Origin of the sequence: Planktothrix paucivesiculata PCC 9631 (assembly GCF_900009265.2) — a bacterium.
Classification (GTDB): Bacteria; Cyanobacteriota; Cyanobacteriia; order Cyanobacteriales; family Microcoleaceae; genus Planktothrix; species Planktothrix paucivesiculata.
Window position 1 is genome coordinate 146,189 of sequence record NZ_LR735008.1, and the last position, 22,660, is coordinate 168,848.

The following is a 22,660-nucleotide window of genomic DNA, read 5'->3' on the forward strand; positions in this document are numbered from 1 at the left end:
TAATTATTAGGTTTTACTCATTAAACGATGACCAAAATAGTTTTGATAAAGTTCAAAGCGAGGAGTGACTTCATTTCCTTGCAAATGAACTAAACCTAAACTATGTAATTTAAACGCTAAAATTGATTCTAATTCCACAGGTTGAGGAGAACAAACCACCTGATAAAAAGATTCAGCTAATTCAGGATGTTGTTGTAAATTCCATAAATGTCGGCGGAGATGGTCGCCATAAATTCCGGCTTCTGTTGGTGCTATTTCTGCGAATTGTTCTAAACTCATGGAATATTGAACTAGATGATAAAGTGCTACTCGAACTAAATAGGGATGTCCACCCACTATTCTCATTAAAGTTTCGACTTCAATATCTCCCCAATTTAATCCATGTCGGTGTGCTAACTCGTTAACTTGAGTTGCGGTAAATTCGGTTAATTCAATCGGTAAACCGACATTAAATGGAGATTGATTAATGTCTAAAGGAATATAAACTTCTGTGGAATGAACAATTACTAATCGCAGTTTTGCCCAGAGTTCACTATCTCCTCCTCCATAGTTAGCTTCTTCATACCAAGCTCGGAGTAAACTAAAGAAATCATCGGCAATATTTGGATATTGAAACACTCGATCTACTTCATCTAATCCTAGGACTAAAGGAGTATCACTTTCTGATAATAAATAATCCTCAAAATAAGCTGTACAATTATCTTTACTCCCAAATGTATCACTCCAATAATCAGGAACGTGATGGGCTAATTTTAATTTACGAGTTACCTTAGAACATAACCATTGTAACAGATGATTTAAGTTAGTAAAAATTGATTTATCCGCGTGTTGAAAACTTAAAGGAACCGTGCGATAACCCTGTTCCCGTCCTTGTTCTAAAATTCGCGCCATCAGTGAAGTTTTTCCCATCTGACGGGGTGCTTTTAAACGAATTAATGCCCCCGGATGGGTCATTTCGTGATAACATTGATCTTCATGGGGAACCCGTTTAATATAAAAAACCGATTCTAAACGGACTTGTCCACTGGGTAATTCCGGTTCTGCTACGGGAAGGGGAGAGGGAATTTCCGAGGAATAAATGGGTTTAATTGCAAGGGAAAAAACCGAGGATAGTTGATGGGATTCTATTGCTAAATTCGGATGTTCTTCGAGTTCAGATTCATCCCAATTTAACTGTAAATTTTGGGGCGAAGATTCGGGAATAGATTCTTGCAAAAAACCCAGAATTTCTTGTATAATTAAAGTCGTATCTTGTTGACCTGTCCAGGTGCGTTGAACAGTTCCCAATAAATAACTTCTTAGATCATGATTTAAGGGTAAATTTGCCGGACAATTCACCCAAATTGGAATAATTATTGGTAAACGGTGAGAATGAGTATCTTGTAATTCTCGGATTTGACGCAATTCTTCAATCACCATTTCACTAAGGGTTGATTGAGGGGATAACAGTAAAATAAAATAGTCACAATGTTTTAATTCTGTATCAATTTCAGCTAAAAAATCTGTTTCCTGTTGATTAATTTGAGAGCGGGTGACTTCCCAAGCGGCTGAAAATACATGATGTCCAACTTGAATTAAAATCGCTTCTAACTGCTGTGCAAAATTAATATTTAACTCAGTATTTCCGTGACTGATAAATACTCGATAAGAATGGGGAGAGAGTTGCAGTAGTTCCCCAGGAATTTGACTCAACTGAATACAATCATCTTGGTTTTGATAGCGTGCCACTGCGCCTCTAATCGTTTTTTTTGTGACTTTTTCTCCAAAAGTTTGAGAGATTTTCTGCCAAAGTTTATAGCCCACATATTTTTCAATATAGCTAGGATTTAAAGGATAAATTTCATGGTAACTTTTTCCTTCCCAAGAGCCAATAAAAACCTCCCTTTCTAAATCATTGAAATGCTTACCCTGATGTTCAAAAATCAATTGATCAATCCATTCTAATGCTGCTTTAGCATCCATAGTCTAGTTCTAATATATTTAGTTTATTCATAAAAAATACTGTGATCAAACTGATGATGTTACAATTTTAATCAAGATTTTTGCACAAACCTCTCCCATCCGTGACCATTATACCCTTTAGGAACAGGTACATTTTAATTATAAGTATTGATTTTGATCCCGGTGTGAGTGAAATCACTGAAAGTGGATAGAGAATTGTGATAAAAGTCAATCAAATCTTGGTAATTCCTGAATATTTCTGAGGTTTTATGAGGTTTTAAGCAGAGAATTTAGGATAAAATATCAATTTAGCCTGGGGGAATTTTACAGGTCGGTAAAAATTTGGCAAAACTAATGAGCTTTTCTGGTTTTCATTCGGTTCAAATTGAATCAAGATATAAGTAAATCCATTCTTGATCACAATTGAATGGAAAATCCCCTCTATCTTTAAGGAAAACCCTCTATATGTGCCACCGAACTCAAACTCTGATGATTCAAGACTGCATTCATCGTTTATACAGAGGTTACTATCAAGTTTATGGCCAGCAACAACTTGACTATGCAGACTTGATAGTTGAAGTAGCGAACTTTACTTTGCATCGAATTTTACAAAGTGATGCACCCTACCACAACGTAGAACATACCATTTTAGTCACTTTAACTGGACAAGCAATTTTGCGGGGAAAATATCTGAGTGAAAAAAATGTTTTTCCTCAAGAGTGGCTCCATACTATTATTGCTTTACTTTGTCACGATATTGGCTATGTTAAAAGCATTTGTCGTGACGATAAAATTGAAGACAGAATCTATACGACGGGAAAAAATAGAGAAGTGATTCAACTTCCACCTGACACAACCGATGCTAGTTTAACACCCTATCATGTTGATCGAGGAAAACAGTTTATTGGAGAATATTTTGAGGGTAATCCCTTGGTTAATACTAACACAATTCAACACTATATTGAGTTAACTCGTTTCCCTGTTCCTAATGATGAAGAACATCGTGATACCAGTGATTATCCGGGTTTAATTCGGGCGGCGGATTTAATTGGTCAATTAGCTGATCCCAAATATCTCCATAAAATGCCCGATTTATTTCAAGAGTTTGAAGAAACCGGATCAAATCGACAGTTTGGCTATCACCATCCTGATCATATTAGACAAGCCTATCCGAATTTCTTTAAAAATATTGTAGCCCAATATATTCAAACGGGGTTGCATTATTTAAGTTTTACTATAGAGGGAAACCAAATGATCAGTCACTTGTATCAAAATGTTGAATTTGCCACAAAGTATCCCGAAGATAAACCCATTAATTATTGCCCTATTCCTCCTCAAAGTTCTTCCATTGCTTAAAATCATGAAATCTGACCTCTAAGCCAGGAAGGAAACTATATCAACTGAAAAAATATATGTTAAAATCATCGACAGTATTGCGTGCAGGATTGGGAACGGGATTATTTTTTACCGTCTGTTTTCTGGCTGTAGGAGATGTGGTACTGACCAGTGTACAGTTAGGAATTATCTCGGGATGGTGTGTAGGGTGTTTAGTTAAATGGTGGCAAATAGATCAGAAACCAGAATCAACGGAGACTTTTGAAATTGAAGCCATCACCGATAATCTTTCTGATATTCTAACTAAATCCAAGCTCTTACCCCCTCCATCTAAATTGAATCGGCGTCCCACCGAAGCTACAACCATTTTAGGTTGGATTTTCAAACGAAATAAAAGCTGAATAATGGGTAATGGGTAATACTTCGACTTCGCTCAGTAACAGGGTAATGGGTTGATCTCATGCCTGAAGTTAATTAATAAAATGTTGAATAAATTATTTACTTATCTACAATCAGAAATTACAATTATTGTTAATTTTATCATACAAACCTAGAAATAAATTACAGTTACCCATTCTCGCTCTACTAAAAAAAATACTATGTTTCTATTTTTATCTAAACTTTTACCTTTATTTATTTACCCCTTGGGATTAAGTTGTTTATTAATGTTTGTAGCTCTATTTACCCTGTGGAAATATCCTCGATGGACAGGAGCCGTGATCAGTTGCGCCCTAGTAATTTTATTATTAGCAAGTAGTCGAGGAGTAGCTCAGTTATTAGTCGGATCTCTGGAATCTCAAAATATTCCCAAGACTGAAATTCCTAATGCTGCGGCGATTGTTGTTTTAGGAGGTGGGACTAAACCCGCTTTACCCCCGCGTCCTTGGGTGGATGTCTCGGAAGCGGGCGATCGCATTTTATATGGATCATTATTACATCGTCAGAAAAAAGCCCCTTGGTTAATATTAAGTGGGGGTAGAATTAATTGGCAAGGCGGGGGTGATCCCGAATCTCAAGATATGGCTAAAATTGCCGAAGTAATGGGTGTTCCTTCCTCCGCAATTTTACAAGATCCGACTTCATTAAATACCTATGAAAATGCGGTGAATGTGCAGAGTATTTTAAAAGAAAATAAGATTCAAGGGCCGATTTTATTAGTTACTTCTGCTTTACATACTCCGCGATCGCTATTAATTTTTAAGCGTCTAGGAATCGATGTTATACCAGCACCTACGGATTTTCTAATGATTCCTTCTGAAATTAATCAAGCTCAAAAAACTTGGCAAGGAATTTTACTCAGTTGGATACCCGATACCCTCTCCCTACATCAAACTACCCAAGCTTTAAAAGAATATATTGGATTAGGGGTTTATCGGTTTCGAGGTTGGTTATAGGGAATTACGAATTACGAATTACGAATTACGAATTACGAATTATGAATAGGGAAGGGGTAATAAATCAACTCTTACACTGATGACTGATAACTGTGTTAAGGTAAAAGCATTCCTTAATCTAGGATTGTGTGATCATGCCATTTGAATGGGAACAGACGGTTAAACAACCCGATCAGGCTGTGGTAGAAGCGCTCCAAGTCCATCAACTTACCCGTGAATTTCACCAAGAAGTTGAATATCGGGATGAATTTGCTCAATATTGTTCCTGGTATTATCAGACAGCAGCACGCCACCGTCAAGAACTGGAAAAAATGCGAAGGGATATTAATATTCTCGGTTGGTTTTTAGGTAAAAAATAGGAGACAGGGAGAAATTATGGATCAAAATTCTCCGGTCTCCTGTCTTCTCAAACTATTGTATCAATTCTAACTCATCTTCTCGAAAATGGGCCTTGAACTTATTCCCAAAATCCACAACAATTGGCAAATTCGGGCTAAGGGGTCTTCCCTGCCAATCGGTAATAACAGATACAACATTTCCTTCCAATCCCTTAGCATCGAACTCCTGGTTTCGGTGTTCGGGATGGACATAAACGACAACAGATGTTTTAACAGAAACGCGATCGCCAGCCTTCATAAATTTTAACCTAGTATTTCCTCTCTAACTCCCCGGTAAGAGTACCTGTAAGTGTTACTGGTAATCTGATCAGACAGTCTTTCTATCTTTGCACAAAATCGCCACAAAACTCCCAGCAAGCCAAGAAAATTTTGATTGGGATTTAGGCGGAGAGTCCGATCTTGACAGTGAAGAATAAAGCATACACCCTTCAAATCCAATCTTCTTGATCGTTTTTTTTGCCTCGATAAATTTGACCAGTGGCGTGAATTTCGCGAGTTTTTTCAAATAAAGTGTCGTCGGTATATCCCCAAATTTCTGAGATTCTTTCTAAATTGCTTTGAATATCTTTTGCACCAGGAAAACCCCGATAGCGAATTTTTAGACGGGCTAATTCTACGAGATTATAGTCCGTTGCTTCTTGCTCTAAAAGGCCAAGAACGATCTTTCGGTCAGTATTGTATTGAGGATGTTTTTGTTCTTGAGTTGTCATAACTAGCGATCGCTTACCCAATTCCTAATCACAAGATTTATCTCTTTAATTTAACACTATTAGAAGACTCAAAAGCAATCCCGCAAAAGTTTATCTTTTTTACCGGATCAATTTCATCCCACTTGTATTAGAGAATGGACACTCTAATACGGACAACTCTTATGCGAATCTACAGCACTATTTTATTATCTACTTTGTTAGTCGCTGCCATGACTCGTCAATATCTTAATCCTGTTAACTATACCTCAGTTTCAAAAGGTGAAAAAGTGGCTTTTATTGTGACTCAAACCAGTACGGAATTTGATACACAAGGCATTCCTCATCGGGGAAGTGGACGTTAATGATCATGATTAGAAATAGGGAGGAGTGAGTTAAAAACCAAGAGGATAATCCCGATAGGTTTTTTAGTATCTGAGACTTACTCCATTTTTTTATCTTTGATCAGGGGATGATCGATCAGGATTTAATTAACGATCCGGATCAGGAATTAAAACACTGGTATTTACAGCTAGTTATCCTAATCTCTGAACTCAAAATGTTTAACCTTCTTACAGTCTTAGTCATCCTTCCGCTCGTGGGTTTGCATCAGAGTTTTGACCCCCAACCTCAAACAACACAACAGCGTGATTTACAAGAAATTCAGTCCTTCGAGTCCAGAGAATTCCTTGTGTCTCTGAACTCGGATCAAATAGAAATTGCCAATCACGACCACGACGATAAAAATACCGAGGATATTGCTCCTAAACGCGGTGATGGACGACGAGAAAACTAATCACCGATGAAAATGAATTAATCTGGTTGTGGTTTTTCTATTCTATTGCTTCTCCTCCGACAACGACATTGCGAAGCCGTAAACTAGGGCCTCCGCAGCCCACGGGTAAACCATTTTGTCCCCCCTTTCCACACCCCCCCGATTCATCCCAATAAAAGTCATTACCAATAGCTTCAATATCTGCTAGGGTGGTAAAGACATTTCCCGATAACGTCACATCTCTAACAGGTTCTTCTAGTTTGCCATTTCTAATCATCCAGGCTTCTCCCGCAGTGAAGGTAAACATTTCACCATTGGTCATTCCCCCTAACCAATTACGAGCATAAACCCCTTCTTTAATATCACTAAATAAGTCTTCAACGGAAGTATCACCCCGTTCGATCCAAGTATTTGTCATCCTGACTAAAGGGGGAAAATGATAATTCAAACAACGAGCATTTCCCGTAGGAATTTCCCCTAATTTACCTGCGGTTTCACGGGAATGAAGGCGACCGACTAAAGCCCCATCTTGGATCAGTTGGGTGGTAGTCGCCGGAGTTCCTTCATCATCATAGCTATAGCTTCCCCGATGTCCCCCGGGAACTGCACCATCAAAGATTTGTAGATTTTTGGGGCCAAATTGACGGCCCAAGGTCATAACTTCTAATAAGTCGGGATTTTCATAGGTCATATCCGCTTCAGACAAATGACCAAAGGCTTCATGGACAAATAAACCCGACAAAATGGGGTCAATGACAACGGTATAAACATTGCCTTTCACGGGGGGAAGGGCCAGGGAGTTAACCGCCCGCCCCGCCGCACTACGAACCTGCTGATCGAGATTTGTCAGGTCTTCATAGGCTTTACGGGAGCCTGTGGTTTCTCGTCCCGTTTGTACGGTTTCCCCATTTCTGGCCGTGGCTGCAAAGCGCATTTCCATATCGACCCAAGATTGTTCTAACAGAGTCCCTTCTGAGGTGATCAGAATCATTCTTTGGGTACTGTCATTGTAGCGGACGGAAATTGTGGCAATACAGGGGTCAACACCGCGAAGAATTTGGCCGTAGCGATCGCATAATTCTTTTTTTTGCGCCAGAGAAATTTGACGGGGATCGGTTCCCGTTAAGGGTAGGTTACAGCTATCTTGAATAATAGGAATCGGAGCCAGAATAGTTTCTTCCGTACCAATAAGTTTGGCGGCCGTGATCGCTTCACTAATGCGATCTTCTAGGGTTGAAAGGCGATTAAAACTAGAAAAACCCCATCCCCCTCGATAGCAAGCCCGAACTTGACCGCCGATGGAAAGTCCTTCACTCAAGGTTTCAATTCGCTCTCCTCGTAATAATATATCGGTTTCTTCGGCTTCCTCCAGACGAATTGCTAAGTAATCTACTTGGGACTGGTAACGCCCCATCAAATCCGCTAACAGATTCTTCACATCGGCAAGCAAACTAGGCATAATGGTCAGCAAGGTTGACTGTATTTCCCTATTTTGCCTCAGAGAGCGGATATTGACTCTGGAGATATTCAGGTTTTGATATATTACCGCTCCAGAATAGTCCCCCTACCTCCCCTGCTCCCCCTGCCCCTCGCCCCCTTACGGGGGAAACTTCACCCCTAGGGGGTTCGGTTCTACCAATATACGAATTGGGCAAATGTCGCTATGGTGAAGGCATAACAAACCGCGTTTGTCGGGGAGTGAGACTTGATTTATTTCTAAAAGTTATTGCTAAATTATATAATTCGTTTTAGGGGGATGATGATGAACCAAATATTATTACCAACGCTCAGTCAGATTTTGGCGGAAGATGAAACCCATAAATTAGGTTATTCCTATTCGTCTAAATCCTTGTATCATTCAGAAATTAATTCTAATCTTTCTTCCGAAGTCAAACAATTTTTAAAGGCAGAAAAAGAATGGTATAGTGGAGTTAAGTCTATGAATTTTTTATTAGAAGAACTCCAATCCAATATTAATATATTAGCAGAAAATTCTATTTCAAGTTCCGATCCATTATTCCATCTAGGATTAATTATTTCCGGGCCAGTTCCAGTTTTAATTCATCCCCACTTAGCGATTCATTTTGCTACTCAAATTTTTACCCATGACCTGTCAAAATTAGGGGATGAATTAGTTTTAAAATTACGCCATCCTAAAGCCTTACTTCCGGCATCGGAGGAATTTTATAACTCTATGCCTGAAACAAAAGCCTGTCCCTTACACGGAAAAGATCCTTTAGTTAAAGAACAGTTTTGTTTAGTTTTAACAAGTCAGTTTAGTTTAGTGATGGTATTGGGTCAGGATTTAACTGGAAGTCCGGCTTTTCTATTTTCTTTTGATCCTGATATTGTGGAAAAATCATTATTAATATTGCGCGATCGCATGGAATTAATTAAATCCACAGCAAACCTTGATTTAAAAATGGAAGTAGCCAGACAAAAAATTAAATTAGAGGAGAGTATTGCTCAGTTTATCCCAATTGAACCTAATTATAAAACCGTAATGCAATTTAGTCGTTTATTATTAAATAATATATCCTTAGAAGTAGAAAAAACCCCAGAAATTGCACCCTTAACTACTCAGTTAAAAACCGTTGAAATTGCCGTCAAAAAAGTATCTAATTCAGATAAAAATAAGAGTCCAAAACTTTATGCTTCCGGGCTAGAAACAACTATTCCCGACAACCCCATACAAACGGCAGAAGTCGAATTATTACAAGCGATCGCCCATGAAGTTCGGACACCCTTAGCCACAATTCGCACCTTAACACGGTTACTATTAAAACGGCCAAATTTACCAGCCGAAGTAATTCATAAACGTTTAGAAATGATTGATCAAGAATGTACTACCCAAATTGATCGGTTTAACTTAATTTTCCGGGCTGTTGAATTAGAAATAGAACAAAGCCGACAAAATAGTCGAGGAAATAGTGAGGAGAAATCCCTACCATTAACGGCAATGTCATTAGGAGATGTGTTTCAAAGTAGTTTATCTCAATGGCAAAAAAAAGCCAGTCAGCGTAACCAAACCTTAGAGGTAATTTTGCCGCATAAACTACCAACGGTAATCAGCGATCCGACTATGCTTGATCAAGTCTTAACTGGAGTTATTGATAATTTTACCCGCAGTCTTCCCTGTGGTAGCCATATTAAAGTCGGCGTGAGATTAGCAGGACATCAATTAAAGTTACAATTAGAATCCCAACCCGGAAAAGAAGTTAATTCCCCCTTTGCCGTGTCTCCCCAATCTCCATTAAAATCAATAGGGCCTTTATTAATGTTCCAACCGGAAACGGGAAGTTTAAGCCTAAATATGGCGGTGACAAAAAATCTATTTCATGCGTTAGGTGGGAAACTGGTAATTAAACAGCGCCCGCAACAAAGGAACATAATGACGATTTATTTACCCTTACAAAATACCTCGGAAACCGAATGAATAAAAATTGGATAAAACAACATTTTCTATTAGTTAGTGCTTCTGTTCTCGTGCTTGAAAGTTTAATGGCCGGGGTCGCCCTAGCTCAACCCGATCGTTATGGAGCGATCGCCACCTCAATATCGGGAGGTTGGGGTTATGGTTACGATTATCCGACTCGAAAAGAAGCTGAACAAAAGGCTTTGAAAGAATGTGCTAAATCCGATTGTAAAGTCCAGGTTTGGTTTAAAAATGCCTGTGGTGCAGTTGCTAAGAATCCAGAAGGAATTATCGGGTGGGGTTGGGCGATCACTCCTGAACAAGCCCAAGCTAATGCTCTAATTGAATGTGGTACCGGGACTTGCAAAATTGAAACCTGGGCTTGTACAACCCGATAATCAGTTCAATTAAATCAATTATTGTTAATTGTTGTTGATATGGAAAAGGAGGAAATTTTACAATGGATAAATTAACTAATTATCGTCAAACTATTAAAAAGATATTAACAGAACATGATTATCTTGCTAATCGTTCATCTAAGAAAAAATATGAAACTTGTTTAGTTTTTGATGAAACTCATGATCATTATTTATGGATGTCTGTAGATTGGGTTAATCAAAAGAGAATTAATAATACTCATGTTCATATCCGCATTAAAAATGAGAAAATTTATATTGAGGAAGATTGGACAGAGGAAGGCATTGCTAATGAGTTATTAACCGAAGGTGTACCTAAATCCGATATTGTTTTAGCGTTTCATTATCCTGAAACTCGAAAATTAACTGAGTTTGCTATTGCTTAAATTACTATCAATTATTGTCTAAAATTGAAATATTATCATCTAAACCTGATAATTCTAAAGATTTAATCGGATATAATTGCTGATCTAAACATTGCATTTCAGCACATTTTTCTTGACTAATTAAAATCACCTTGCTTTGATGTTCAGTTTCGGTAATCATGGTGAAAAGTTTTTGATAATCTTTATATTCAGGTTTATACATTCCTGCTAATTGTTGAGGTATAAAGATTTCCTCTATATTATCAAGAATAATCAAACATCGTTTTTTATTTAGTAAATTCATAAATTTATTAAAAATATTTTCACTATTATTAGCGTGAATAATATCAGTTAAAATTTCAGTAATATTAAAGTTAAAAGATTGAGATAATTTAAGATTTTTCCAGATGATTACATCAAAAGGTTGAGTATTCAAATCAAGAAAGTATCGTACTAATGTACTTTTACCAATACCTGCAATTCCTAAAACTGAAATTAAGTTAATATTAGGGTTTTCTAACCATTTGGAGATGGTTAAAAGTTCGTTTTGTCGTCCGTAACAATGAGTGATTTTTGTGGCTTGTTTTAAATTACAATAGGGTTGTTGCTGATTACTTTGAGCTTGTCTATCATTATTAAGAGATTGGTTGGGATATGAACAAAATCTAAAATCATTACTATTTTGTATATTAATAAATTGTGATGATGTTAAGTCTAATCTTTCAAAGGTAGAGCGAAAATTAGATTTATTAATATCTTCTCCTAATTGTGCAGATAGAATTTCCCATAATTTATAACCTACATCCCTAACTCTACTTTCACTATGCTGACATTCATCTGCTATTGCTTGATAGGTTTGACCTTGCCATACTCCCTTAATCACCGTTTCTTGAAGATTATCTAGGTGTTTTCCCGTTTGTGATAAAATTAAGTAGTCGGCTATTTGTAAAATTTCTGTAATAGTCATGCAAAGTAGATAGAGCAAGGGTTTTCAGGATTATAGCCTAATTTAATAGGACGTTTCACGATATTTTACGATATTGTCTTTAGATTATTTTAACAAAAAACACGATTTAATAGGGCTTTTTAGGATGGCAAGTAGCTTTGTTTATTGAGATAATATAGGTAATTTACAAAATATAGGCGGTTAACGTGGTGAAATCTAAACGATTAGCAAATTTATTAGTTGGTTCTCTCTTTTTAGCTGGTTTATCTATCACATCGGCTTTATTATCAGAAAGGGTACTCGCTGACATTAAGTGTCCTGTTAGAACGCCATGGGGAAGTAAAGAAGAGCTTTGTCCTCATATTCATCTCCCTAGTGGAAACCTAGCACAAGCAGAATCAGAGGTTGGATGTCCACAGTGTAACCGTTCTTCTCCTAGTATATCGGGGATTTATCGTGGCATAAATATATGGGGAGTTTTAAGAGTCACAGCTAGTAACAATTCAGCTTTCTCTGCAGATGATAATAATGAAAATCAATATTTTACTCATTTAACAAAGGGTACTTTAGTTTCTAGAAATGGGGGAGAAGTTATTTGGAATATAACCACAAAGAGAACAAACCGTTCAAATGGTTGTACCACAATGATGAGTGGAATTCTGACTCAAAGAAGCAATAACACAGCAAGAGCAGTCTATACAGGTACAGACGGTCGTTGCGATATTCCCACAAATTTTAGTGCGGTAGTTGAACTTAGCAAAAACTAAACTTATTTGGAGATAGCTGGGGCTTGTGCTTAGAAGATAAACCTAGCTCATCAGGTTTTGTGAAATAATTTAGGCACAATCTCAGATTACGATCCGAATTTTCAGGGTAGCCCTCTATTTATAATTCAGAATGGTCGTACTAAGTAGCAATTGAGTCAAAAAACTGATGATAGGGGAGTTGGTCATGCGATCTCGCAGAGATCCGCGTAGCGGTGCGCGCTTGAGAATGTGGGGAGTTTGAGGTGTGATCGCTTTTTTAAAAGTGAGTTGAGATGCGATCGCTTTTTTAGAGGGAAGTTTGGGGTGCGATCACTTTTTGGGAGGGGAGTTAGTGGTGCGATCGCTTTTTGGGGATGGTAGATTGAGATGCGATCGCTTATTACAAGGTATTTTTGGTTAGTATTATTATTGCGGGGTCTTTATTGCTCACCTACTCAACTAAAAAATTACAAGGAGGAAATTTTACAATGGCTCAATTAGAAAAATACCGTAATTCTATTAAAAAGGTATTAACAGAATATCATGAATGGGTTTCAGGTTCAGCAAATTTAGATCAAGAAAGTTGTCTAGTTTTTGATGAGATACATGATCAATATTTTTGGCTATTTATGGGTTGGGAAGGCAAGAAAAAAATTAGAAATATTCAAGTTCATATCCGCATTAAAAATGAGAAAATTTATATTGAGGAAGATTGGACAGAGGAAGGTATTGCTAATGAGTTATTAACCGAAGGTGTACCGAAAGAGGATATTGTATTAGCTTTTTATGATCCTGAAACTCGTAAATTAACTGAGTTTGCTATTGCTTAAATTACCATCAATCTTTACAGCGATTTTTCACATATTCCCGAAAAAATGGAGACAATTTAAACATAACTTTTTCTTCTTTGATTTTTGTTACTAAATACCGTTGCTGTAAAGATTGTAAACCCTTAACAAAATCTACTGAAGATAAAGGTAGTTTTTGTTTTAAATCTTCTCTTGATATCAGTTGATCTGATTTACTCAATTCTAAAATAATTTGCTGTTCGATTGATGATAGCCTATTAAATAAATCATTAAAATGAGATTCCATAGTTTGAGTAATAATTAAGCTATTTTCTTCTAAAAAATCAGCTACTTCACCATCATAAACATCTTGAATTAAACTAACAATATTTTTTAAGTAAGTCGGATTACCTTCATAAAGCCGAATTAATTTTAACCAACTATCTTGATTATTTAAACCTGTATTATCTAAAATTTTAATATCATCTAAACCTGATAATTCTAAGTATTTAATCGGATATAGTTGTTTGTCTAAACAGTGCATTTCAGTACATTTTTCTTGACTAACTAAAATTACTTTGCTTTGATGTTCAGTTTGGGTAATCATGGTGAAAATCTTTTGATAATCTTGATATTCAGGTTTATATATTCCTGCTAATTGTTCAGGTATAAAAATTTCCTCTATATTATCAAAAATAATTAAACATTGTTTTTTATGTAGTAAATTCATAAATTTATTGAAAATATTTTCAGTATTATTAGCGTGAATATTAGTTAAAATTTCAGTAATATTAAAATTAAAAGATTGAGATAATTTAAGATTTTTCCAAATGATTACATCAAAAGGTTGAGTATTAAGATCAAGAAAGTATCGTACTAATGTACTTTTACCAATACCTGCTATTCCTAAAATTGATATTAGGTTAGTATTACGGTCTTCTAGCCAGTGGGAGAGAGTTGATAATTGGTTTTCTCGTCCGTAACAGTGGTTGATTCTAGGGGCTTCTTTTAAATTACAATAGGGGTGTTGCTGATTACTTTGAACTTTTTGATCATTATTAAGAGATTGGTGCGGATATGAACAAAATCTAAAATCATTACTATTTTGTATATCAATAAATTGTGATAATGCTAAGTCTAATCTTTCAAAGGTAGAGCGAAAATTACACTTATTAATATGTTCTCCTAATTGTGCAGATAGAATTTCCCATAATTTATAACCCACATCCCTAACTCTACTTTCACTATACTGGCATTCATCTGCTATTACTTGATAGGTTTGACCTTGCCATACTCCCTTAATCACCGTTTCTTGAAGATCATCTAAGTGTTTTCCCGTTTGTGAGAAAACTAAGCGATCAGCGATTTGTAAAATTTCTGTAATAGTCATATAAATTAGATAGAGTAGGGATTTTCAGGATTATAGCTTAATTTAATAGGACTTTTTACGATATTTTACGATATTGTCTTTAGATTTTTTTAACAAAAGACACGATTTAATAGGGCTTTTTAGGATAGTAATTAGCTTGGTTTATTTAGATAATATAGGTAATTTACAAAATATAGGCGGTTAACGTCGTGAAATCTAAACGATTAGCAAATTTATTAGTTGGTTCTCTGCTTTTAGCTGGTTCATGTATTACAACAGCTTTATTACAAGCACCACAAGCTTATGCTGGTTCTTTCAACATTATTGGTGAATGGACGGGAAGTCCAGACTGTCCAATCAATTTCTTGGACGATGATGGAACTACTATTGAAGGTAATTGTGATAATGGTTCTTTCAATCATATTATACAGGGATCTTACTCGACTAAAGATCCGAATCGAATTAATATAACAGTGACACGCATAGATTACTCCACCGGTTGCAAGACTTCAGTTCGAGGTTACATTAGAGTGATTGACAATGATAATGTGAGATTCTGGCAAGAAGGTTGGCATGGTTGTGGAGTGAATACAGCACCAGCAACATCCACTTGGACTAGACTGGAATAATTTTTCTGGTAGTAGTTCGTAGGGTGGGCAATGCTTTTAAACCTTTGATTCTCACCCACTAAATTATATACATTTATTTTTATTGCGATCGCTCTTTGTGGGAGTTGGAGATGCGATCACTGTTTGAAGGAAGTTTGAGGTGTGATCGCTTTTTTGAGGGAGTTGGTGGATTTTTGGTTGTGGTGGGCAATTATAAAAGTTATTCCTTAATAATCACCATTTAACGCTGATTGCCAACCCTACAGTTACTTTCATTGATTGCCAATCACACATTTTTTGCTAATCAAGGAAAAAACTTATAAATATCTTTTCGATGTAAAAACCTAGTAAAAATAATTGTATCTTCACTCAATTCTATCCCTATCCTATAGTTGCCTAAACGGATACGATAGAATGTATCATAACCTTGTAATTTTTTGAGATGATTAATTTCTAATGGGTTTTCTGTTGTTTTACATTGAATGATTATTTGCTTTAACTCAGATAAAACTTTTTTATCTTTAATTTTTCTTAAATCTTTTTCAAATCTTGATTCGAATTTGATTTTCATTAATTTTCACTATCTAATAAAGCAAATATTTTTTCTTCAGAAACAAAATCATCTTGTCGTCCTTCTTTAATGGCATTAGCTAGAGAAATTTCCTCCAATGCTTCTAGGATAAGATCATAAAATAAATCTTTTCTGGTTTTAATAATTTCTACCATTATTTCTGTCAGCATTTCTTTTGTAGTTTCGTCATCAATTGATAATTTCATTGTTTTACAATGTCAAATTTGTTTTTTCAAATTATAGCATATTTTAATGAATTTTTGGTTAGTATTATATAGAATGGTGTAATATATCTATTGCCTGGAATCATGACTGAACTCCTCAAGCAAGTTATTGCAGAAATCCAAGAACTTCCTGCCGACCAGCAAGATGCGATCGCATTGCGTCTTATGGCTGAACTGAAAGACGAACAGAGATGGACAAAGCAGTTTGAATAAACCACAGACGAGCAGTGGGATCGATTAGCTGACATGGTTCGGCAGGAAATCTCAGACGGTGACACCGTTTCATTGGATGAAGTCTTTCCGGTCAAGTCATGAAATCGATTGTCACAAAAGCGTTTCGTAATTATAAATAATGGGATAAGCGAGAGGATTTTGTTGAATTAAAGCTAAATTTTTATCTACAACTCGAATCAACTCTGATCCGAGTTGGTTAACTTGTGATTCATACCACCGATACGCCTCCTCTAAATCTAATTCAGCTTCCTCGGAAATTTTAATTTTATATGTCATCTTTAATAATTCTTCGCTTAACTACTTCCCAAGATTCACCTTCATTTTCAATATTTTGATAAGATGCTAAACGCCGATCTAATTCCTGTTTTTGAGATTGAGTTAAAGGAATTTGATCGGCATCCATAACAACACTATCCCAAATATCTTCTATTAATTGAAGTTTTTCGGAAATAGTTAGGGGTAAAATTTGTTCAGATAATAGACTATTCATAAATCAAACAATGTAATTTGATAATTTTTACTTAGCTTAACTTATTTTTACCATTTTGTGTCATTTTGATGATTGGAGATCGCTCTTGGGGTGGGATCGCAGGTTAATAGGGAAGTACAATTGGTCGCAGTTTCAATCCCTTCCCAATATTTTTATAGATTTTATGAAAAAATATCAATGGTTATGGCTATCTCTATTTTTTATAGGAATTTTATCAGCCTGTGGTATTGCTAATCAAAAAACTTCTGTAGAAACTATTTCCTCGCCACCGCCCCCGATCAGTTTAATTGTTTCTGCTGCTGCCGATCTCAATTATGTTTTTCCCGAAATTGGTAGGTTATGGGAACAGGAAACCGGAAATCAGGTGACACTTAATCTGGGTTCCACCGGACAACTGGCCCAACAGATCGATAGGGGCGCGGCCGTTGATTTATTTGCCGCGGCTAATAAACAATTTGTGGAAGATTTAGACGCCAAGGGACTGATTATTTCTAATACTAAAGCCCTCTATGGTGTGGGGCGAATTACACTCTGGCAAAGACCGGAGGCAACCCTAGAAATTAAACAACTTCAAGATTTATTGAAGCCAGAAGTTAAACGAATTGCGATCGCTAATCCTGACCACGCTCCCTATGGAATTGCCGCCAGAGAAGCCTTACAATCGCTGGGGATTTGGGAAACCCTCCAACCCAAACTAATTTTAGGTGAAAATGTCCGACAAACTCAGCAATATGCCGAAACCGGTAATGCGGATGTGGCGATCGTGGCTTTGTCGATCAGTATGAATAAACCGGGTAAATGGACTCTAATTGACGACAATTTGCATAAACCCCTGGAACAGATGTTAGCCGTCCCTAAAAATGCCCCTTACCCCGAAGCTGCTAAACAGTTTGCTAGTTTTATTAATAGTGAAAAGGGTCGCCCTCTGATGCAGAAATACGGTTTTATTTTGCCGGGAGAGGAGCCTATTAAGTGATCTTAGCCCCTCTAATTTTGTCATTGAAAGTTACGCTCGCCGCCAGTATTGCCGTATTGTTTATCGGTTTGAGTTTGGGCCTGTGGCTGGCAAAAAATAACTTCCCAGGGCAAATTTTTCTCTCAACTTTGCTGAATTTGCCCCTGGTTTTACCGCCTAGTGTGGTGGGCTATTTCCTGTTGTTGAGCTTGGGACGGGGTAGCCCGATCAAAGAATGGCTAGGAATTGATCTGTTATTCACTTGGCAAGCGGGGGCGATCGCTGCGGCCGTTGTGGCCATGCCCCTGATGGTGGAGTCAACCAGAGTGGCGATCTGTGATGTTGACTCTGAGATAGAAGATGCAGCCCGGATCTGTGGTTGTTCTCGATTAGATTTGCTGTGGTGTATCACCCTGCCCCTTGCCTATCGGGGTATTTTGGCAGGTTTTGGATTGAGTGTAGCCCGAGGTTTAGGAGAGTTTGGGGCAACGGTGATGGTCTGTGGTAGCATCCCCGGACGGACTCAAACTTTGCCTCTGGCTATCTATGATGCGGTGCAGAGGCAAGAGTATGGACTAGCGAATATGATGGTATTGATCATGACGGCGATCGCTTTTATATTATTGTTTTGCGTCAGAATGTTGGAAAGAAAAAATTCAGCCCATCGTTAAATCATCCCTGATATCGCGCTACGCGCTAGGGAACAGGGAACAGGGAACAGGGAACAGGGTTTCATAACTCAAAAGTGTCCTAACTGTAATGCGTAGCGCTATATCGCACCGGAACACCGCAACACAGGAAGACAAGAGTTTACCCTGGTGGGTTTGAGGATTCGTTTTCGGGTAAGATTAGCTGTGATCCACAATCGCTTATCAACAATTGCAATGGCACCAACCCTACTTTTTAACGCCCTCAAACAGGCAACCGATGAAGAAATGGCCCGTGACCCCTCCGTGTTTGTGTTGGGGGAGGATGTGGGTCAATATGGCGGTTCCTATAAAGTTACAAAAGATCTTTATGAAAAATACGGGGAATTACGGGTTTTAGATACTCCGATTGCCGAAAATAGTTTTACAGGAATGGCTGTTGGTGCTGCAATGACAGGGTTGCGGCCGATTATTGAAGGCATGAATATGGGATTTTTGTTACTCGCCTTCAACCAAATTGCCAATAACGGCGGAATGCTGCGCTATACCTCCGGGGGAAATTTTAAAATGCCTCTGGTAATTCGTGGCCCTGGAGGTGTGGGCCGTCAACTGGGGGCGGAACACTCCCAACGCTTAGAATCCTATTTCCAGTCGGTTCCCGGCTTGAAAATGGTCGCCTGTTCCACGCCTTATAATGCTAAGGGATTACTCAAAGCCGCGATTAGGGATGATAACCCGGTGCTATTTTTTGAGCACGTTCTGTTATACAACCTCAAGGAAGAAATCCCCGACGAGGAATATATTGTCCCCATCGATAAGGCGGAAATAGTCAGACAGGGGAAAGATGTAACAATTCTGACCTATTCTCGGATGCGCCATCACGTCATGCAAGCGGTTCCTGCTTTGGTCAAACAGGGTTATGATCCGGAAGTGATTGATTTAATTTCTCTTAAACCCCTCGATTTTGAAACCATTGGGGAATCGATTCGCAAAACCCATCGGGTAGTTATCGTGGAAGAATGTATGAAAACCGGGGGACTGGGGGCAGAAATTACGGCTTCAATTAATGATCGTCTTTTTGATGAACTGGATGCGCCTGTATTAAGATTGGCATCCCAAGATATTCCTACACCCTATAACGGTGCTTTAGAGAGACTAACTATTGTTCAACCGGAACAAATTGTGGAAGGAGTTAAATCAATTATCAGTTATCGGTAATCAGTTATCAGTTATCAGTTATTAGTTGCCAGATGACTGATAACTGATACAGACGCGCCAATAGCCTACGGCATCGCTGCGCTCGGGCACGTCTCTACTGATAATTGATAATTGATAACTGATTGACTACTAATTATTAATAAAAATGCGAAAACAAAGATCTGCTTTAATTCTGATTTTAGTGATGCTAATTGCCTCTATTATAGTCTTAACTAATGTTCCTTTTCGGCTGGGTTTAGATTTACGGGGAGGTTCCCAACTTACTGTTCAATTGAAACCTTCGGAAGCGGTTCCTGTGATTGATGAACGGGTTCTGACCTCGGTTCAAAGTGTAATTGAAAACCGGGTGAATGAATTGGGGGTATCGGAAGCACTGGTGCAAACCGTAGGAGAAAATCAGATTTTGGTGCAGTTACCAGGGGTGAATGACCCCCAAGAAGCGGAAAGGGTTTTAGGAGGAACGGCGCAGTTAGATTTCCGGGAACAAAAATCGGGAACTGAACAACAGTTAGCGGTAGAATTTCAAGTCCAACAGGGAATTAAACAACAAATTGAGGATGCTAAAAAAAAGGGTGATTCTCAAACTTTAGCCACCGCTATCGAATCTTTAAATAGAAGTAATGATGCGATCGCCCAACTCTATAATACTCCTCTTTTGAGAGGTCAAGATTTAAAAGACGCCTATCCTGAACCCGTACAAGGGGGAGGAAACTGGAATATCGGTTTAGTGTTTAGTTCTGAAGGAGGGGAAAGGTTCGCTGAACTGACTAAAAATTTAGCGGGAACCGGTCGAACTATTGGGATTTTTCTGGATAATAGTTTATTAAGTTCTCCGTCGGTTCCGGTGGATTTTGCTGATACAGGAATTGTCGGGGGTCGGGCGGTAATTACGGGTCGATTTACTGCCGAACAAGCTAATTCCTTAGCGGTACAATTGCGCGGCGGAGCTTTACCTGTTCCCGTGGAAATTGTGGAAAACCGCACCGTGGGGGCTACCCTAGGACGGGATAGTATTCAACGGAGTATTTACGCCGGGGTAACGGGTTTAATTCTAGTCCTGATTTTCATGATTGTTTATTATCGATTACCCGGAGTAATTGCGGATTTTTCTTTAATTATTTACGCCTTATTAAGTTTAGCCCTATTTAATTTATTGGGGGTAACTTTAACCTTACCTGGAATTGCTGGATTTATTCTGAGTATTGGGATGGCGGTGGATGCTAATGTTCTGATATTTGAACGAACCCGTGAGGAATTGCGGGCGGGAAAAACCCTATACCGTTCTGTGGAATCGGGTTTTTATCGGGCATTTGGTAGTATTTTAGATGGGAATGTGACCACGGTAATTGCTTGTGTAGCCCTGTTTTGGTTTGGAACAGGATTAGTCAAAGGTTTTGCTCTTACCTTGGGATTAGGAGTCGTGGTTAGTATGTTTACTGCTATTACTTGTAGTCGCAGTTTCCTATTCCTATCTCTTGATTTCCCAGAGTTAAGAAAACCGGAATTGTTTTGTCCGAATTTGAAAAAAGATCTCTCGGTAGTTAGTAATTAGGGAATAGGGAACACTTCGACTTCGCTCAGTAACAAGGGAATAGTAAACAGTCAACAGTCAACGGTCAACTAATTTATGGCTTTTAGTGTTATTAAACGACGTAACCTATGGTGGACGATTTCCGGCGCGGTTATTCTGGCGGGAATTGTCGCTATGGGAATTTCTTGGAGTCGGCCAGATATTGGCGCTCCCTTACGTCCAGCCTTGGATTTTGTAGGAGGAACTCGCCTCCAATTAGAATTGGATTGTTCGGTTGCTAATAATTGTGATGGCCCGATTGAGATTACTCAAGTTCGGGAAGTTTTAGCGAGTCAGGGTTTAGCAAATAGTTCGATTCAACTGTTAGATAAAGATTCGAGCAAAAAAGATAAACAAATTGTTTCGATTCGCACCAAAACTTTAAACGTTGATGAAAGAAGCAATTTACAATCGGCTTTAAGTCAAAAAATCGGAGCCTTTGACCCAAAAGGGATTCAAATTGATACCGTTGGCCCTACTACTGGTCGTCAAATTTTTATCTCGGGACTAATTGCTTTATTATTGTCTTTTGCCGGAATTACAGTTTATTTAAGTTTTCGGTTTAAGTTGGACTATGCCTTTTTTGCCTTTGTTGCTTTATTCCATGATGTTTTTGTGACCCTAGGAGTATTCTCAATTTTGGGTTTAGTTTTAGGGGTAGAAGTTGATAGTTTATTTCTGGTTTCTCTGTTGACAATTGTGGGATTTTCTGTTAATGATACGGTGGTAATTTATGACCGAGTTCGGGAAGTGATTGCCCGAAATCCTGATCTGCATATTAACCAAGTGGTGGATGATGCGGTGGGACAAACTTTAACCCGGTCTATTAATACCACTTTAACTACCCTATTGCCCCTAATTTGTATTTTCCTATTTGGCGGTGAAACCCTAAAATATTTTGCCTTAGCTTTATTAGTGGGATTCACGGCTGGGGCCTATTCTAGTATTTTTATTGCCAGTACAATGTTAGCTTGGTGGCGCGATCGCAAATCCGATTCGGTGACTTTAGCCACGGAAAAAGAGTAAATTCAGGGTAGGTTATCCCGTGTCGGGATAAAGCTATGAATAGGGGTTTCAAGAAGGGATAGGGAATAGAAAATAAGGGATAAAATATTGCCCATTGCCTATTCCCCATTCCCCTTTTATTAAGAATGAACTGGGTTTAAATTCCAGTCGGGACGGAGATTTTCTGCTGCTCTTAAATAGGGGTGATAAACTTGGGTTTTATCGCTGGGTAGGTTAACATGAACTAAGAAGCGAATACATTTTTCTAAACTGCCGGCGACGTACATTTGTTGAACATCTAATAACGGAACATTCTGCCATTGAGGACGCTCACGGGCGATCGCGGCGGGAAAAATAGCGTCTAAATCTTTGGTGACAGAAAAGGTCATACTAATAATTTCATTAGGATCAAGTTGATTACGGGTTTCCAATTCGTCTAGTAATTCTATGACCGCTTCTCGAATGGCTGCAACCGAATTTTCTGAAACCGTCGTTGCGCCACGAATGGCTCGAACTCGCCAGTCCACAAATAGAATCCTCCGCGATTAAAATATTGATTGTTCT

29 protein-coding genes are annotated in these 22,660 nt (G+C 38.0%); 18 read left to right on the forward strand and 11 right to left on the reverse strand.

The annotated features are described in order from the left end of the window. Positions 1-6: 6 nt before the first annotated feature. Complete coding sequence (locus tag PL9631_RS07590) at positions 7-1,962, reverse strand: AAA-like domain-containing protein (RefSeq protein ID WP_083618636.1); 1,956 nt, start codon at positions 1,960-1,962, stop codon at positions 7-9. A gap of 444 nt (positions 1,963-2,406) precedes the next feature. Here PL9631_RS07590 and PL9631_RS07595 point away from each other — a divergent pair, with 444 nt between their 5' ends. From PL9631_RS07595 to PL9631_RS07610, 4 genes are all read left to right on the forward strand, one after another. Further along, positions 2,407-3,297 (forward strand): metal-dependent phosphohydrolase, encoded by an 891-nt coding sequence (locus PL9631_RS07595; RefSeq protein WP_083618638.1) that lies wholly within the window; start codon positions 2,407-2,409, stop codon positions 3,295-3,297. Positions 3,298-3,353: 56 nt separating this feature from the next. Next, positions 3,354-3,677, forward strand: a complete 324-nt coding sequence (locus PL9631_RS07600; RefSeq protein ID WP_083618639.1) for a hypothetical protein — start codon at positions 3,354-3,356, stop codon at positions 3,675-3,677. Positions 3,678-3,875: 198 nt separating this feature from the next. Continuing rightward, a complete protein-coding gene (locus tag PL9631_RS07605) occupies positions 3,876-4,670 on the forward strand; it encodes a YdcF family protein (protein ID WP_083618640.1) in 795 nt (264 codons plus the stop codon). 134 nt (positions 4,671-4,804) lie between these two features. Continuing rightward, complete coding sequence (locus PL9631_RS07610; RefSeq protein WP_083618642.1) at positions 4,805-5,029, forward strand: hypothetical protein; 225 nt, start codon at positions 4,805-4,807, stop codon at positions 5,027-5,029. Positions 5,030-5,081: 52 nt separating this feature from the next. On the opposite strand, the gene PL9631_RS07615 is transcribed toward PL9631_RS07610, so the two are convergent. Continuing rightward, positions 5,082-5,306: a ferredoxin-thioredoxin reductase variable chain gene (locus PL9631_RS07615; protein WP_083618644.1), complete on the reverse strand. Its 225-nt coding sequence runs from the start codon at positions 5,304-5,306 to the stop codon at positions 5,082-5,084. Between the two features lie 190 nt (positions 5,307-5,496). After that, positions 5,497-5,778 carry a DUF3288 family protein gene (locus tag PL9631_RS07620; RefSeq protein WP_083618646.1) on the reverse strand — a complete coding sequence of 94 codons (282 nt, stop codon included), beginning with the start codon at positions 5,776-5,778 and terminating at the stop codon, positions 5,497-5,499. Positions 5,779-5,939: 161 nt separating this feature from the next. Between PL9631_RS07620 and patX the strand changes: the two genes are divergently transcribed. Further along, positions 5,940-6,119, forward strand: a complete 180-nt coding sequence (patX, locus tag PL9631_RS07625; RefSeq protein WP_083618647.1) for a heterocyst-inhibiting protein PatX — start codon at positions 5,940-5,942, stop codon at positions 6,117-6,119. Positions 6,120-6,313: 194 nt separating this feature from the next. Continuing rightward, positions 6,314-6,550: a hypothetical protein gene (locus tag PL9631_RS07630; protein ID WP_156090478.1), complete on the forward strand. Its 237-nt coding sequence runs from the start codon at positions 6,314-6,316 to the stop codon at positions 6,548-6,550. Between the two features lie 37 nt (positions 6,551-6,587). Here PL9631_RS07630 and PL9631_RS07635 read toward each other — a convergent pair whose 3' ends face one another. Next, on the reverse strand, positions 6,588-7,988 hold the full coding sequence (locus PL9631_RS07635; protein WP_083618650.1) for a TldD/PmbA family protein: 1,401 nt from the start codon (positions 7,986-7,988) through the stop codon (positions 6,588-6,590). Between the two features lie 303 nt (positions 7,989-8,291). Here PL9631_RS07635 and PL9631_RS07640 point away from each other — a divergent pair, with 303 nt between their 5' ends. From PL9631_RS07640 to PL9631_RS07650, 3 genes are all read left to right on the forward strand, one after another. Then, a complete protein-coding gene (locus tag PL9631_RS07640; RefSeq protein ID WP_083618652.1) occupies positions 8,292-9,965 on the forward strand; it encodes a sensor histidine kinase in 1,674 nt (557 codons plus the stop codon). Continuing rightward, positions 9,962-10,342 carry a DUF4189 domain-containing protein gene (locus PL9631_RS07645; RefSeq protein WP_083618654.1) on the forward strand — a complete coding sequence of 127 codons (381 nt, stop codon included), beginning with the start codon at positions 9,962-9,964 and terminating at the stop codon, positions 10,340-10,342. Before PL9631_RS07640 ends, PL9631_RS07645 begins: the two co-directional genes overlap by 4 nt. A gap of 62 nt (positions 10,343-10,404) precedes the next feature. Then, positions 10,405-10,746, forward strand: coding sequence for a XisI protein (locus PL9631_RS07650; protein ID WP_083618656.1), 342 nt, complete (start codon positions 10,405-10,407; stop codon positions 10,744-10,746). Positions 10,747-10,753: 7 nt separating this feature from the next. Here PL9631_RS07650 and PL9631_RS07655 read toward each other — a convergent pair whose 3' ends face one another. Further along, complete coding sequence (locus tag PL9631_RS07655) at positions 10,754-11,692, reverse strand: NB-ARC domain-containing protein (RefSeq protein ID WP_083618658.1); 939 nt, start codon at positions 11,690-11,692, stop codon at positions 10,754-10,756. Between the two features lie 188 nt (positions 11,693-11,880). On the opposite strand from PL9631_RS07655, the gene PL9631_RS07660 reads away from it, so the two are divergent. Continuing rightward, complete coding sequence (locus tag PL9631_RS07660) at positions 11,881-12,438, forward strand: hypothetical protein (protein ID WP_156090479.1); 558 nt, start codon at positions 11,881-11,883, stop codon at positions 12,436-12,438. Between the two features lie 467 nt (positions 12,439-12,905). Further along, positions 12,906-13,247: a XisI protein gene (locus PL9631_RS07665; protein ID WP_083618879.1), complete on the forward strand. Its 342-nt coding sequence runs from the start codon at positions 12,906-12,908 to the stop codon at positions 13,245-13,247. Positions 13,248-13,254: 7 nt separating this feature from the next. On the opposite strand, the gene PL9631_RS07670 is transcribed toward PL9631_RS07665, so the two are convergent. Continuing rightward, positions 13,255-14,595 carry an NB-ARC domain-containing protein gene (locus PL9631_RS07670; RefSeq protein WP_083618660.1) on the reverse strand — a complete coding sequence of 447 codons (1,341 nt, stop codon included), beginning with the start codon at positions 14,593-14,595 and terminating at the stop codon, positions 13,255-13,257. 188 nt (positions 14,596-14,783) lie between these two features. Between PL9631_RS07670 and PL9631_RS07675 the strand changes: the two genes are divergently transcribed. After that, entirely contained in the window at positions 14,784-15,203 is a 420-nt protein-coding gene (locus PL9631_RS07675) for a hypothetical protein (RefSeq protein WP_083618662.1), read from the forward strand. Between the two features lie 283 nt (positions 15,204-15,486). Here PL9631_RS07675 and PL9631_RS07680 read toward each other — a convergent pair whose 3' ends face one another. Both PL9631_RS07680 and PL9631_RS07685 read right to left on the reverse strand, forming a co-directional pair. Continuing rightward, positions 15,487-15,753 carry a type II toxin-antitoxin system RelE family toxin gene (locus PL9631_RS07680; protein WP_083618664.1) on the reverse strand — a complete coding sequence of 89 codons (267 nt, stop codon included), beginning with the start codon at positions 15,751-15,753 and terminating at the stop codon, positions 15,487-15,489. Beyond that, entirely contained in the window at positions 15,753-15,959 is a 207-nt protein-coding gene (locus PL9631_RS07685) for a hypothetical protein (RefSeq protein WP_083618666.1), read from the reverse strand. Before PL9631_RS07685 ends, PL9631_RS07680 begins: the two co-directional genes overlap by 1 nt. Before the next feature lie 102 nt (positions 15,960-16,061). Here PL9631_RS07685 and PL9631_RS27010 point away from each other — a divergent pair, with 102 nt between their 5' ends. Beyond that, positions 16,062-16,190 carry a hypothetical protein gene (locus tag PL9631_RS27010; protein WP_269321691.1) on the forward strand — a complete coding sequence of 43 codons (129 nt, stop codon included), beginning with the start codon at positions 16,062-16,064 and terminating at the stop codon, positions 16,188-16,190. 111 nt (positions 16,191-16,301) lie between these two features. Here the strand turns inward: PL9631_RS27010 and PL9631_RS07690 are convergent, their stop codons facing one another. Then, entirely contained in the window at positions 16,302-16,487 is a 186-nt protein-coding gene (locus PL9631_RS07690) for a hypothetical protein (protein WP_197046291.1), read from the reverse strand. After that, the gene (locus tag PL9631_RS07695) at positions 16,477-16,701 is read right to left on the reverse strand and encodes an addiction module protein (protein ID WP_083618669.1); all 225 of its coding nucleotides are present in this window, start codon (positions 16,699-16,701) and stop codon (positions 16,477-16,479) included. The genes PL9631_RS07690 and PL9631_RS07695 overlap by 11 nt, the downstream gene beginning before the upstream one ends. 163 nt (positions 16,702-16,864) lie before the next feature. On the opposite strand from PL9631_RS07695, the gene modA reads away from it, so the two are divergent. The 5 genes from modA (at position 16,865) to secF (ending at position 22,117) form a co-directional block, all read left to right on the forward strand. Continuing rightward, the gene (gene modA, locus PL9631_RS07700) at positions 16,865-17,677 is read left to right on the forward strand and encodes a molybdate ABC transporter substrate-binding protein (RefSeq protein ID WP_083618671.1); all 813 of its coding nucleotides are present in this window, start codon (positions 16,865-16,867) and stop codon (positions 17,675-17,677) included. Between the two features lie 23 nt (positions 17,678-17,700). Further along, complete coding sequence (gene modB / locus PL9631_RS07705; protein ID WP_231516671.1) at positions 17,701-18,327, forward strand: molybdate ABC transporter permease subunit; 627 nt, start codon at positions 17,701-17,703, stop codon at positions 18,325-18,327. Between the two features lie 213 nt (positions 18,328-18,540). Next, a complete protein-coding gene (locus PL9631_RS07710; RefSeq protein ID WP_083618676.1) occupies positions 18,541-19,521 on the forward strand; it encodes an alpha-ketoacid dehydrogenase subunit beta in 981 nt (326 codons plus the stop codon). A gap of 145 nt (positions 19,522-19,666) precedes the next feature. After that, positions 19,667-21,073, forward strand: coding sequence for a protein translocase subunit SecD (secD, locus tag PL9631_RS07715; RefSeq protein WP_083618678.1), 1,407 nt, complete (start codon positions 19,667-19,669; stop codon positions 21,071-21,073). Between the two features lie 75 nt (positions 21,074-21,148). Further along, entirely contained in the window at positions 21,149-22,117 is a 969-nt protein-coding gene (gene secF / locus PL9631_RS07720) for a protein translocase subunit SecF (protein WP_083618680.1), read from the forward strand. A gap of 119 nt (positions 22,118-22,236) precedes the next feature. Here the strand turns inward: secF and aroH are convergent, their stop codons facing one another. Beyond that, the gene (gene aroH / locus PL9631_RS07725) at positions 22,237-22,623 is read right to left on the reverse strand and encodes a chorismate mutase (RefSeq protein WP_083618682.1); all 387 of its coding nucleotides are present in this window, start codon (positions 22,621-22,623) and stop codon (positions 22,237-22,239) included. Between the last annotated feature and the right edge of the window lie 37 nt (positions 22,624-22,660).